This window comes from Emticicia fontis, assembly GCF_054779675.1.
The window spans coordinates 1-13,490 of sequence record NZ_BAAGXU010000056.1; the positions used below are offsets into that span (position 1 = coordinate 1).

Here is a 13,490-nt window from a genome sequence, read left to right on the forward strand (position 1 = left end):
TATCACCGGCACGACCAACCTAAGTTGTACAACCACGAGTGTCACAAGGCAAGCCAGTGGCGGAGGAACCTACCTATGGTCCAATAGTTTAGGGACGAATGCCACAGCAACTATCACAAGTCCAGGCACTTATACAGTAACGGTAACGGGCACAAATGGCTGTACTGCCACAGCAACGACAAGTGTGACCCAAAGCACCACCCCACCAAGTGCAAGTATCACCGGCACGACCAACCTAAGTTGTACAACCACAAGTGTCACAAGACAAGCCAGTGGCGGAGGGACTTATTTATGGTCAAATGGATTAGGGACGAATGCGACAGCGACCATCACCATTCCGGGTACTTATACGGTAACAGTGACAGGCACAAATGGCTGTACCGCCACTGCAACGACAAGTGTCACGCAGAGCACAACGCCACCAAGTGCAAGTATCACCGGCACGACCAACCTAAGTTGTACCACAACCAGTGTCACTAGGCAAGCCAGTGGCGGAGGAACTTATTTATGGTCAAATGGATTAGGGACGAATGCGACAGCGACCATCACCATTCCGGGTACTTATACGGTAACAGTAACCGGGAGCAATGGCTGTACCGCCACAGCAACTACAATTGTAACTCAAAACCTTAGCTTTACATCAAGTGCCACTAATACAGGCCCTTACAGTGTTGGTCAAACTATCGAACTTAATGGTATAGGTAACGGAACTTATAGATGGATCGGCCCGGCCTCTTTCAATAGTACAACACAGAATCCGACTATTTCGGGTGCTTTGGTGGCTAATGGGGGCACCTACACTCTGACAGTTGTTTCAGGTATTTGTACTTCCACAGCTACAACTAATGTAGTAGTGAGTGGAGTTGATCCTTGTGTGCAAGTAGTTGACTTGCAATATGTAAAAGCCGGAGACCCTTATCAGTCCATGTTCTCATTGAAAGAGGGAATGGTCATTCAACAGATTCCCGACCAGGTATCAATTATCGCCAACCCGATTTGTCCGATTACCACAATCGGAAGCTTGGATTTGACCATCACAGGGCCTGAAATTAACTGGACAATCTTACAAAATGTACAACCATATGCAGTTTTTGATAATCTGGCCTTAAATGTATATGGACGTAATTTTATACCCGGAACATATACCCTAACAGTAATAGGTTATGCAGAAGATAATAGGGTAGGAGGCACAGTTTACGGACCAGTAGTCACAACTTTTACTGTAGTAGGTACTATGGCAGTTATCAATGCACCAACTATTCCGAATAATCGTCTTTGCGCAGGTAGTAGGGTTGATGTGACTTTTGCTACCACAGGCTCATTCGATTCAAGCAATACATTTAATATCCAATTGTCAGATACAACCGGAGGATTCACAAACCCGATTCTGATAGGAACCTCCTCAACTGCAGGAACAATTACTTGCCAGTTGCCTCAAAACCTATCACCTACCGGAGAATACCTGATACGTGTAGCATCTTCAAATCAGGTAGTAGCCAGTAACCCGACTATGCAATACTTATCTGTTACTCCGGCAACTAAATGCCTGATAGCTGATATTGCCAGCGGAACAAGAACAGAGCAGGCATCAATGCAAATAAGTGCAGAAAACAAAATTACTTCCCCGGCAAATGTCACTTACAATGCAGGAAAGTCTATCATACTGAATCCTGGCTTCGAATCAAAAGAAGGAAGTGTTTTCAAAGCACAAATTCAAGGTTGTAATAATTGATTACTAGATAATAAGTTACAAAGCTCTTCCTATCTTAGGAGGAGCTTTTGTTTTATTTGAACTGCTATTATTTTTTTGTATATACCAATTTATCTTTTATTGCTATTACTTCTGCAATTTTAGTGACTACCAGTGTCGGTACTTCAATTTTATGGTCTTTTAAGGCTACATCAAAATTTGACTGCAAAGTGATTTCTTCATTGTTTATTGTCAATTTGCCTTTTAGAATCCTTTCTTTGTTTATACCGTGCATAGTTAGAGACCCTTTGGCTGAAACATCATAAGTACCATTCTTTGAAATATCAATGGGTTCCTGAAACTTGCCGACAAAAGTAGCAGTCGGGTATTTTTCCGACTCCATATAGTTTTCATTGAAATGCTCTTCCATCAGATGATTCTGAAACTTAAAATCGGTCATCGTCATCTTTACGGCAATTTCTCCCTTTGTAAAGTCAATGATAGAAACTACGTTTTTATTGACAGCAGCAATATTTTCGAGCGGCGTTTCGGAAAAGAAACTCGTCTCTCCTTTACGACAAATCCATTGATTTTGTCCGAAAACTGTTATGGCTATAAAGCTGAGCGATACTATTAAAAATCCTTTTTTCATATTTTTCTTTTTTTATCAAAACTGAATGTTCTTGAAAGGTTAAATCCATAATGTATATCTCCTTTACTCCATTGTCCATCTGTCAGAGTAATAAATTGTCGTTCAATCATCCCCAAAGAATTGGTGAAATGTAATTGGAAGACGTGCCCCCCTGTTTCAATATCAAATCCTAAAGAAAGAGAATTGTAATAAGGAGAGTTTTGTATATTGCCCGACTGAAAATTCAAAGGCAAACGATAAAAATATTCAGCATTGAACGATGTACGCTTACTGATTTTTACTCTTCCGCCAATACCTATGGCTACCACGTCGTTCGGCACACTACTTGCCTCCACTCTATTACTGTGAAGATAAGTAGGACTGATTTGAAGCGACAACCGCTCGTTAAACTTACGTGCAACCAATAATTGACCTACATAAGTAAATCGCTCACTATTACTATAAAATGTAAGTTGAGGACTGGTACTTAACGAAATCGCATCCGCCGAGGCAAGAACCGTAATACTTATGGGCATACCTCCCGGACCTGACGATTGTTTAAGTAATTTATACTTAGCAAAGTAGTCGAAAGTTTTCTGACTCGTACTACGTCCTATACCAATCATCAGATCATCAGTCAATCCATACTCTAAGCCTAAGCGCATGGTAGCGGCATCCAGTCCGAAGAAATTATAAGCGCCTTCATTTAGCATTCCAAAACGGTGAGATATTCTTAAATCCAGATGATTTTTGGCTACCGTTTCAACAGAATGTCCATTGATAATGCGAGTCGATTTGAATGTAGCCATCGAATAATTTTTCTTTGGTTTTACGGTTTTATCTAATTCACTTAGTAAATCCTGACCGGCAGCAGTAAGCGATATGATTCCTAAAAAAGCAACCCAGATTATTTTTTTCATAGAAGCAGTTAAGTTTAAGCAGTAATGGTAAGTGTATTTCCTGAAAGCGAAGTCTTATAAATAGTCAATCCGCCTCTTCCATCGCTATTGAGACCTTTGCCGGTAACATCATATCGAGCTCCATGTGCAGTACAATACCATTCATTATTCTGAAAAGTAATCTGTTGTCGGCCTTCATGGCTACAGGTGAGTGTAGCAGCAATATAATTACCATTGTATCGGGCTACCACTATTCCACTTTTGATAATATACCCACCTTCTTTTTTCAGATTAGTATAAGAAGCATCGGTTAAGTCGAGCGTAAGTCCGGTCGATGGAATAGGAGTAACTCCTGCTGCTTCATTTTTGCAGCTCTCAGTAGTGTAAATCGCGAAAAGGGCTGCTCCTGTAAAGCCTAATTGTTTTAGAAATTTGTTACGATCGATTTTTTCTTGCAGTTTCATTAGAATAATGTTTAAGTGTTTAAATTTATCTACGCAGTAATTTTTGCTTTGCTTCCTGAAGGAGATTAAAGTTTTTTAATCTGATATATTGATTGAGGAAGCATTTTAGCGATTACCTTCGTAGGTATAAGCAAACATCCTTTTTTATATAGCTAACCTATTAGAAGTGTTTTTTAAAAGAAGAAATAAGCAATTTGATTTGGTTAAAACCATTGAAGGGTGTATAGCAGGAAAGTCATTGGCGCAGAAAGAGTTATTTGATAATTATGCCAATTACGCTAAAAATATATGCCTGCGATACGCTTCCAATGAAGAAGAGGCTGAAGAAATGGTTAGCGACGGATTTATCAAGGTTTTTAACAGTATCAGCCGTTATGATTCGAAACAGGTATTTGATGCCTGGTTCAGAACGATTATGGTGAATGCGGCCATAGATTATTTCCGTAAGCATCATGCACGCGTAGAATTTACAGATTTAAGCTATGCAGAAGAAGTAGAAAACGATGAGAAATATCTGGAACTATTGACAGTAGAAGAAATAATGGAGTTTGTGCAGAAACTAACACCAGTATATCGTGCAGTCTTTTCGCTTTCGGTGATAGATGGTTACTCCCATACCGAAATAGCTTCGCTTCTGAGTGTAACAGAAAGTGCCGTTCGGGCGAATCTTGCAAAAGCCCGTGCAAAATTGCAGGAATGGATTACTGCGTATTTGTCGAGACAATCAAAAATTTAAAGCTTTATGGCAAACGAGCTATTTGATAAAAAAATTAAAGAAAAACTGGAGTCTGTTCAGCGGCCTGTCAGTTCTAATGTGTGGGATAACATACGAAAGAAAATATATGTACCTTGGTATTTTGATTTCTGGCGAAAATATGGCTTGCCTTTATATTCAACAATGGCAACGGTTCTGCTGTTAGTTAATCTGAAAGATAAATTTAATTACGAAAAACAGTTCCAGTTATTGAATGAGAAGATTTCTACTATTCAACAAATAAAACAAGATACACAAGTACAAACCATTGTACACAGAGATACTATTTATATCAACAAAACAATATATGTAGTTCAGCAAGTAAAAGAGAAGCCACAAATTGCGTTAAGGCAAAAACAACAAATTGTGCCTACAACTTCTACTATAACTGAAAGACCGACAGAATCGCAAATATTACCTGTTCAGAAGAAGGAGGAAGAATCCTCATTGTCTAATGACGCACTGGTATTGAAGGAAGAAACAAAAGAAGTTAAAGCTGAAAATTTATCAGATAAGGATAGTATAAGCAAGATTAAGGACTTGAAAATTCCTGAAAAAACAAACATATCGAACCAGCCTAAAAAGAAATTTAAATGGCCAAGTATAGATACTAGGCTAGGAATTAATGTGGGATATGGGTTTAACCAGACAGTTGACTTAGGACCAACTTTCGAGTTGTTTTTAGGTAAAAGTCTTAGTTTTTCGACGGGGGTATCAATATTCAATCACCCTGAATCAGATTACCATAACGCCAAAAACTTTAATATGAAAACCCGGCAGGATTTTACAGATATTTACCAGGCACATCTTCCTCCAAGATATGAACAGCTGGAAGATATTCATATTAAAGCTTCGCTACTTACAATTCCTTTTAACATTAACTATTATTTGCCTTTGAATCAGAAACTGGATATGAAGTTTTCTTTAGGTACAAATATAGATTTACGACTATATCAGAATGTAAAATTCGAAAGCCATATTGATGGAAATGAATATTATTCATCTTTTAATACTGAACAGAAAAAAGGAGTCTGGAATAATTTGTCTTTAGGCACAGGTCTACAATATAAAGTAAAAAGATATGCTTTTCAGTTAATGCCTATCTATATTTATCATTATAGAGAAACCGATTTTTTAAGCCCAAAGAGTAATTTCAGAGTGAATGGCTCGGTTTTGATAAATCTTAAAAAAGATAAGTAAGTATTTATCTCGGAAGATTTTATAGATAATACAGAAGCTTACGCCTTATAATAGTGAATTTTTGAAATTTTCAAGTGCCCTTTATTTCTAAGACTGGCTGATTTTTGGTAAAAATTTTACCATACCTTTACTGTTTTATCTCCATTTACACCCAAATCATCTGATTTGTGGGTGCTAGACACGATTTTATTGTACATTTAAAGGTAAATCAACAAGCTATTCATTAGTAATGAAAAAAACTCTCTTAACCTCAACAATTACCTTTTTAACTGCCTTCTGTCTGCAAGCACAAAACCCCTTGTTGCTTCGTCAACCTGCCATCAATAAAGATGGGTCACTAGTAGCCTTTTCGTTTCAGGGAGATATCTGGACAGTCCCAAGCTCAGGCGGTAAAGCCTCTCGTTTGACCATTCATGAGGCCTACGAATCAAATCCTGTTTTTAGTCCTGATGGCAAGCAAATTGCTTTTTCAGGAGCCAGATTTGGTAATAACGACATCTTTGTGATGTCAGCAGAAGGAAGTATGCCGAAACGCCTGACTTTCCATTCAGGTGCGGATAATATTTCAAGCTGGACACAGCCTGATAAAATTTTATTCTCCACCAATCGTGAGTTCAGACAAATCGAACGCCCTAATGAAGTCTATGCTATCAATCCAAAAGGCGGTACCGAATCAAGAATTTTAGATGCCGTAGGTTTCGATCCTGTCCTTTCTCCTGATGGTCGTTTCTTAGCATTTGTACGTGGAGATATTAATCCCGTAGCCCGTCAGGCATACAAAGGAAGTTCAGACCGTGATATCTGGATTTACGATACCAAAAACAAAACCTACCAACAATTACCGGGTTTTGAAACCAATGATGTCACTCCGCAATGGGGAAGCAATAATACTTTATACTTCTTAAGTAGCGAATCTGGCGCCTATAATATCTATCGTCTGAAATTAGATGCGAATGGAAAAACAAGTGGTACACCAGAAAAACTGACTAATTATAAAGATGAATCTATCCGGGCATTCAGCATATCGGGCGACGGAAATTCCATTGTTTTTGAGAAAGATATGAATCTTTATACAATGAAAACAGATAAAGGTTCAGCTCAAAAACTGAATGTAGTGATTAGTGCCGATGACCGTCTGGATGCAACCGAACAAAAAACTTTAAGTACAGGTGCCAGCGACTATGCCGTTTCTCCTAATGGCAAACTAATGGCTTTTTCTATAAGAGGGGAGATATTTTTAAAAGAAGCAGATAAGGAAAAAACAAGAAGCATCAATGTTTCAGACCATGCCTTCAGAGACGTTGAGCCAACCTGGTTGAACGATTCTACTTTATTATTTACGAGCGACAGAGCCAATGGAAATTTCGATATTTATATGGTTCGTTCGATAGATACTACGCAACGCAATGTATTCAAATCGATGAAGCACGGGTTGATTCAAATTACCAAAACGGCAGGTGATGAAACCAATCTGGTAGTATCACCCGATAACAAGAAAATTGCGTATGTACGTGGCAGAGGAACATTTGTGGTAGCTGAAATAAGTCCTGATGGTAAATTATCGAATGAAAAAGTATTGAACGATAGCTGGGATAGCCCGAATGGCATTGCATGGAGCCCTGATAGCAAATGGTTAGCTTATGCAGTAAGCGATTTATATTTCAATCAGGAAATTTTTATTCAGGCAGCTGATAATTCAACCAAACCAGTGAATGTATCCATGCATCCACGTACCGATAGTCGCCCATTCTGGAGTGCTGACGGTTCTAAATTAGGTTTCATTTCTGGCCGTAGTACTGGGCGTAGTAATGATGTCTGGTTTGTATGGTTGAAAAAAGAAGACTGGGAAAAAGAAACGCAAGACTGGCAAGACAGAGATGCTCCTGCGCCTGAGCCTGCCGCTCCGGCAAAAGGAGCTGATAAAAAAACGCCAAAATCAGTTAAAATCGATTTTGATAAAATACATGAGCGCATCGTGCAGGTAACCAGTTTCCCTGGAGACGAAAGTGATTTAGTGATTTCTAAAGATGGCGAGACTTTCTATTATACAACTTCTACCAGTGTAGCTAAAGGTAGAGATTTATACAGTGTTAAATGGGATGGCAAAGACCTGAAAGAAATCACCAAAGGCGGCGCTAATCCATCTAACGTAACAATGGATAGAGAAGGCAAGTATTTGTATTATACACGTATGGGTGCTTTGGGCAGAATTGATATGAAATCAAATGCGACGGAATCTTTGCCTTACACGGCTAAGATGAAAATCGATTATAATGCTGAGCGCACACAAGTATTTGAAGAAGCATGGCGTACCATTCGAGATGGTTTCTACGACCCTAAATTCCACGGCAATGATTGGGCAAAACTGCATGATAAATACAAAGAAAGAGCAATTAATGCTAGTACCAGCAACGATTTCAGAGACATGTTCAATCTTTTACTAGGTGAGCTAAACTCTAGCCACATGGGTATGACAGTGACCGACCGCGTTGATACCCAAAAAGAAGCAACCGGACTTTTAGGTACTGAATTATCACCTGTGAGTGGTGGTGTTAAAATTATGCACGTAGTGCCGGGTACACCTGCCGACAAAGAAAAAAGCAAACTGAATGAAGGGGATGTAATTACGGCAGTAAACGGACAAACACTAAGCGATAATGATAATTTCTATGATTTACTGAATGGGTTAGTAAACGAGAGAGTATTGCTCAATGTACGTGGCGCAGATGGTAAATCAAGAGAAGTGGTGATTCGCCTGACAGCCAGCATTACTAATAGTTTATATGAAGAATGGGTTGAAAATCGTAAAAAACTGGTAGAAAAATACTCAAATGGTCGTTTAGGTTATATTCATATTAAAAGTATGGATTTTCCTAGCTTTGAGGTAGTAGAAAGAGAATTTACGGCCGCAGGTTTTGGCAAAGAAGGCTTAGTGATTGATGTACGTTACAATGGTGGTGGTTCAACTACCGACTATTTAATGACAATTCTGAACTACAAACAACATGCTTATACTATCCCTAGAGGAGCAAGCGAAGATTTAGAAAAAGATAAGTTGAAATTCAAAAGCTATTACCCAATTGGTGAACGTCTGGTATATGCCGCATGGACAAAACCATCAATTGCGCTTTGTAATGAAGGTAGTTATTCAAATGCCGAAATTTTCTCTCATGCTTATAAAACTTTAGGTGTTGGTAAACTGGTAGGTGTACCAACCAACGGCTCCGTAATTTCAACAGGTGGTAAATCTTTAATGGATGGTTCGTTTGTTCGTCTGCCCGGTCGTGGCTGGTTTACCAAAGCAACCGACAAAAATCAGGAACTAGGACCTGCTATACCAGATATTATCGTGGAAAACCAACCTGACTGGTTAGCTAAAGGCACAGACGACCAATTGAAAGCGGCGGTAGATGAATTGTTAAAGGAGTTAAAAAAATAAAAACACCACCTCTAGCCCCTAAAGGGGAATGAAGAACATAATTGCAGCTGAAATTCTTCAATTGTTAAATATCAAAACACCTTTCAAATTTCACTTTGAAAGGTGTTTTTGTTTTAGTCCCCCTTTAAGAGTTAGGTACGGTAGGCCTATGGCGTGTATTTTATTTTTTATCCCCCTTTAGCGGCTAGGGGCATTTAAATCCCCCAATATGGGGTAAATCATTCAAGCAATAGCTTTCTAATTTTGCTCTACTGAATATGAAAAAGCATTATTATGAAAAAGCTATTTACCGCTTATCTGCTAAGCATTACTATGCCCATCTATGCCCAAACCTTATCAGGCAAAGTTGAGGGGCAAGTAAATGACGATTCAAAGAAACTCGTGGAATTTGCCAACGTTACACTTCACCGCGAAAAAGATTCAACGCTTGTTAAGGCTGCTATTACTGACCAACTAGGCAATTTTGGCTTTGATAACATTGCTGAAGGACGCTATTATGTAAAAGTTTCGCAAGTGGGTTACCAGAAATTCAAATCTCCGACTTTTGGTTTGAGTGTTGATAATAAAAACGTGAAACTTTTAACCATTGAGCTAATGACCGATGCCAAGGCTTTGGGCGAAGTAACCGTTCGTTCCAATAAACCTTTCATAGAGCGTGAAATTGACAAAATTGTGCTAAATGTAGAGAATAGCATCACCTCGGCAGGTAATAGTGTAATTGAAGTATTAGAAAAAGCACCGGGTGTAACCGTAGACGCCGATGGTAATGTGTCTTTGAAAGGTAAACAAGGTGTTTTGATATTAATCGACGGGAAACCTACGAATCTTTCAACTACTGATTTAGCCAATATGCTTCGGGGAATGGCTGCCAATCAGATTGAGAAAATAGAATTGATAACCAATCCATCAGCTAAATATGATGCGACAGGCAATGCGGGTATTATCAATATCCGTATGAAACGAGATAAAAGATTGGGTATGAACGGGAGTTTCAACCTAAGCGTTGGACAAGGCTTACGTTTTAAACAAAATGCAGGCTTGAATCTCAATTACCGTGATAAAAAATGGAATCTTTTCGGTAATCTGACACAGGTAAACAGGGGAGGAGAGAACAGTACCGTCATCAACCGGAAGTTTTTTGGTGCTGATGGTAGTGTTTCCACTTTAACGCAAAGACCTACGCAAGTGCCACATTTCAGTTCGCAGAATATAAAAATTGGTGCCGATTATTTTTTAAGTCGAAAAACCACAATAGGAGCCAATATCAATGGTGTATTAAATAACATATTAGTAAAAGCCAGTACCCCAAGCGATTTCAAAGACCCGAATGGTGTAATTACCAGTAGTAATGTGACGAATAATTCGAACCGTGACCGTTGGAAAAATTACACTCTGAATCTGAACCTGAAACATACTTTTGACAGCACCGGTAAAGAGTTAACAGCCGATTTTGATTATGCCAGCTACAATCAGCAGGTAATACAAAATTCTACTACCGAAACCACCTACCTGCCGGGGCAAACTTTACCGCCACCTTATATCCTGAGAGGCGATTTACCTTCTAATATTGATATAAAGACCATCAAACTTGATTATGTGCATCCATTGGGCAAAGAAACTAAGTTTGAGATAGGGGCAAAAAGCAGCTTTGTAAGTAATGATGGTAATGCACAATACTATCTGGTGCAGGATGGGGAAGAAATTGTGGATGTTACTCGTACCAATCATTTTATTTACCACGAGAATATCAACGCCGGATATGTGAATTTTAATACCAAGTTTAAAAAAACGGGTATTCAGTTAGGGCTTCGTGGAGAGCAGACCATCGCCGATGGCAAACAATTATCAACTAATGCAACTTTTAGCCGCAAATATTTTCAGTTATTCCCAACGGTTTTCATCCGGCAGGAAATCAACAGAAACAACGAGTTAAGCCTGAATGTTGGTCGGCGTATCCAACGCCCCAACTATCAGGATTTGAATCCGTTTAAGTTTTTCTTAGACATCTATGTCTATCGTGAAGGAAACCCGCAATTACAACCGCAGTTTACTTTTAACTCCGAACTGGCTTATACCTTTAAGCAGCAGTACAACATTACCTTTTACCATAGTCGTACCAGAGATATTATCTCTACAGTATTGATTCAGAATGATGTTACTAAAGTAGCTGCGCAGTCGCAACAAAACCTCAATAACCTTGAAACCATTGGTTACAATATCTCAATTCCGGTGAAATATACCAAATGGTGGAGTGGTAATCTCTATTTTGAAAATTACAATAACATGTATTGGGGGAAATTCTTGAATGGCGAGTTTAACCAAAAGTTAACCACTTACTTCTTCAATACCACCAATACATTCACCATTGGTAAAAGCTGGAATGCCGAGTTGACAGGTTATTATCAATCGCCATTCCTGTTTGGAACATTCAAGATACTTACACAGGCACAGGTTGCCTTAGGCGTACAAAAACAACTCTGGCAACGCAAAGGCACGCTGAAACTCAGTGTAAGCGACCCATTCTTAACCCAAAGAAATAATATGATTGTAAAATACCAGAACATGGATATGACGCTACGTCGTCGCCTGGATAGCAGAGTAGTTACGATAGCATTCAACTATCGTTTTGGTAAAACAACAGTAGCCCCTGCGCGTAGAAGAAACGGAGGATCAGAAGAAGAAAACCGCAGGATTCAGACCAACGGATAATCCCTCTATTTTGAGGCTTACATACAGTTTGTTAGTTTTAAAATCCTATCCGATTGCGATAGGATTTTTTTTAACAAATTTTAACAAATCTTCCGCCTACCGTTCATCACAATCACCCAAATTGGGTTACTATATAACCCCACTAGATTAGTATTTTTGTCTTATTGATTATGAAAAGCATTATATGAAAAAGCTATTTACTACAACCTGGACAATCTGTGCCCAGACTAACTATGTTCGTCTCCTTAAAGGGCGCGACATAGTAGTAGTAAATACTGATTTTCTGCAAATTTCTGTGTTAAATCGCGCTTTTAAGAGCGATTTAAAATCTGAGATTAACATTCAATTAAAATCTTTTAATTTTTTCGTTCATTTTGCAACATATCAAAAGGTAAATCCGTTGTTAATAACGTATAGTGCTGAAATCACACACACGTATAGACAAACGCTTACTACCTCGTTTAATTTCAGTCATCCGGCTGATGTGTTGCCCTCAGTACATTTTGGGAATGTTCCCAAATCAATTACCATTAAGAATGGTTGCTGTAAGTCTTATTACTCTGTAACAGGTAGGGGATAAGTGTAGCAATTTGTGTCCAAATAAGCGACAAAAATGGACAAATGGTCAGGAAGACTGATAGCGTATTTGGATTGTATAGGATAAACTTAGTTACTTTGCAATCGGAAAGCGTTGAATAGATAATCGAAAATGATTCAGTCGTGTAGGCTTATGATTTGATTATTTGAAGCAGGAAAGGAAATAAAATGAGGGTTTTAAACCAGTTTGCAAAACCCAGATAAAGAGGCGAGAGATAGGAGTGAATTTTCAGGCAAAATTTTATACGGTAAAGCCAGAAATTTGCCAAATGGGCAAATGAGTTTTAAAAGAAATGAAATAGAAACATTGCCAGTCCGGATTTTATTATTCGAATTTAAAATGTCAGAATCCACCAATATTGCTTGGGGATAAGACAAAAAAATATAATCGTTTATAGAAACGAATAAAAATTTTATACAGTTTAGTTTAGTTTATTGAGACAAAAACCGGCCGCATTGAGTCGGTTTTTTTTTGCCCTTGTGTGAGATTTTAGCAGATAAGAGCCAGTTTTTTCTATGATGTGTGGAGGAATTAGAAAAATTAATATTTTCTTAATATCGACACATGGATAAACTAAAATTAAGGTAAAATGTTTTGAGTTTTCTTTATTCCTCCACCTTATTCTTTATCGTAACCAGTGTTGTTCGCCAATAAAACTCCAGATGTTTACGAATACTCTCTGTCGGGAAATTTTCTATAGTCAGCGCCAGGATTGTTTGAGTGTCAGTGGGCTCTAAAGTAAATGTAAGTATTGAATAACTTTCGGGTATGTCTGGTAATTTTGATATTGAATCCAGATGTGAATAACTTAATTTTCTTTCTACATCAAAGGCTAATACGCGTCCCTTATTTTCAAACTGTGCATGATGAAAACCTTTGATAATGATAGGAGAATCCACCTGCCAATTAGTAGACACTTCTAAATTCATATCAGGGTCTCCTAACCATTGAATTATAAGTTCAATATCAGTTAAGGTTTGCCAGACTTTGGCGGGAGTTGTATTGATGGTAATGTTGGTTGAAAAACTGTCAGTCATTGTTTGTGATTAGAACATGTTTAAAAATTATATTTGTTATAATTCATAATCGATTTAGAATAATTTGGC

At 38.3% G+C, this 13,490-nt stretch carries 11 protein-coding genes; 7 read left to right on the forward strand and 4 right to left on the reverse strand.

Translation table 11 applies throughout. The features are described from left to right. Nucleotides 1–1,732, forward strand: a 1,732-nt coding sequence (locus ACYVFA_RS23440) for a 3-coathanger stack domain-containing protein (protein WP_460474300.1), incomplete at its 5' end; no start/stop codon positions are given. 67 nt (nt 1,733–1,799) lie between these two features. On the opposite strand, the gene ACYVFA_RS23445 is transcribed toward ACYVFA_RS23440, so the two are convergent. Genes ACYVFA_RS23445 through ACYVFA_RS23455 form a run of 3 tightly spaced genes read right to left on the reverse strand, consistent with a single transcriptional unit; the run spans nt 1,800 to nt 3,684 of the window. After that, a complete protein-coding gene (locus tag ACYVFA_RS23445) occupies nt 1,800–2,342 on the reverse strand; it encodes a YceI family protein (protein WP_460474301.1) in 543 nt (180 codons plus the stop codon). Next, nucleotides 2,339–3,241, reverse strand: a complete 903-nt coding sequence (locus tag ACYVFA_RS23450; protein ID WP_460474302.1) for a DUF5777 family beta-barrel protein — start codon at nt 3,239–3,241, stop codon at nt 2,339–2,341. Before ACYVFA_RS23450 ends, ACYVFA_RS23445 begins: the two co-directional genes overlap by 4 nt. 14 nt (nt 3,242–3,255) lie before the next feature. Then, complete coding sequence (locus tag ACYVFA_RS23455) at nt 3,256–3,684, reverse strand: QcrA and Rieske domain-containing protein (RefSeq protein ID WP_460474303.1); 429 nt, start codon at nt 3,682–3,684, stop codon at nt 3,256–3,258. Nucleotides 3,685–3,850: 166 nt separating this feature from the next. Between ACYVFA_RS23455 and ACYVFA_RS23460 the strand changes: the two genes are divergently transcribed. The 6 genes from ACYVFA_RS23460 (at nt 3,851) to ACYVFA_RS23485 (ending at nt 12,756) form a co-directional block, all read left to right on the forward strand. After that, on the forward strand, nt 3,851–4,420 hold the full coding sequence (locus ACYVFA_RS23460) for an RNA polymerase sigma factor (protein WP_460474304.1): 570 nt from the start codon (nt 3,851–3,853) through the stop codon (nt 4,418–4,420). 6 nt (nt 4,421–4,426) lie between these two features. Continuing rightward, a complete protein-coding gene (locus ACYVFA_RS23465) occupies nt 4,427–5,638 on the forward strand; it encodes a porin family protein (protein WP_460474305.1) in 1,212 nt (403 codons plus the stop codon). Nucleotides 5,639–5,867: 229 nt separating this feature from the next. After that, nucleotides 5,868–9,077 carry a S41 family peptidase gene (locus ACYVFA_RS23470; protein WP_460474306.1) on the forward strand — a complete coding sequence of 1,070 codons (3,210 nt, stop codon included), beginning with the start codon at nt 5,868–5,870 and terminating at the stop codon, nt 9,075–9,077. Nucleotides 9,078–9,350: 273 nt separating this feature from the next. Further along, a complete protein-coding gene (locus ACYVFA_RS23475) occupies nt 9,351–11,786 on the forward strand; it encodes a TonB-dependent receptor (RefSeq protein ID WP_460474307.1) in 2,436 nt (811 codons plus the stop codon). Nucleotides 11,787–11,970: 184 nt separating this feature from the next. Further along, nucleotides 11,971–12,366 (forward strand): hypothetical protein, encoded by a 396-nt coding sequence (locus ACYVFA_RS23480; protein WP_460474308.1) that lies wholly within the window; start codon nt 11,971–11,973, stop codon nt 12,364–12,366. Between the two features lie 204 nt (nt 12,367–12,570). Further along, the gene (locus ACYVFA_RS23485) at nt 12,571–12,756 is read left to right on the forward strand and encodes a hypothetical protein (RefSeq protein WP_460474309.1); all 186 of its coding nucleotides are present in this window, start codon (nt 12,571–12,573) and stop codon (nt 12,754–12,756) included. A gap of 233 nt (nt 12,757–12,989) precedes the next feature. Here the strand turns inward: ACYVFA_RS23485 and ACYVFA_RS23490 are convergent, their stop codons facing one another. After that, nucleotides 12,990–13,421, reverse strand: coding sequence for an SRPBCC family protein (locus tag ACYVFA_RS23490; protein ID WP_460474310.1), 432 nt, complete (start codon nt 13,419–13,421; stop codon nt 12,990–12,992). Nucleotides 13,422–13,490: the final 69 nt, after the last annotated feature.

What these genes read in the sequence shown, in the direction of transcription:
- ACYVFA_RS23445 (WP_460474301.1), bottom strand. Translation starts at nt 2,342, where the DNA reads ATGAAAAAAGGATTTTTAATAGTATCGCTCAGCTTTATAGCCATAACA.
- ACYVFA_RS23450 (WP_460474302.1), bottom strand. Translation starts at nt 3,241, where the DNA reads ATGAAAAAAATAATCTGGGTTGCTTTTTTAGGAATCATATCGCTTACT.
- ACYVFA_RS23455 (WP_460474303.1), bottom strand. Translation starts at nt 3,684, where the DNA reads ATGAAACTGCAAGAAAAAATCGATCGTAACAAATTTCTAAAACAATTA.
- ACYVFA_RS23465 (WP_460474305.1), top strand. Translation starts at nt 4,427, where the DNA reads ATGGCAAACGAGCTATTTGATAAAAAAATTAAAGAAAAACTGGAGTCT.
- ACYVFA_RS23470 (WP_460474306.1), top strand. Translation starts at nt 5,868, where the DNA reads ATGAAAAAAACTCTCTTAACCTCAACAATTACCTTTTTAACTGCCTTC.
- ACYVFA_RS23475 (WP_460474307.1), top strand. Translation starts at nt 9,351, where the DNA reads ATGAAAAAGCTATTTACCGCTTATCTGCTAAGCATTACTATGCCCATC.
- ACYVFA_RS23480 (WP_460474308.1), top strand. Translation starts at nt 11,971, where the DNA reads ATGAAAAAGCTATTTACTACAACCTGGACAATCTGTGCCCAGACTAAC.
- ACYVFA_RS23490 (WP_460474310.1), bottom strand. Translation starts at nt 13,421, where the DNA reads ATGACTGACAGTTTTTCAACCAACATTACCATCAATACAACTCCCGCC.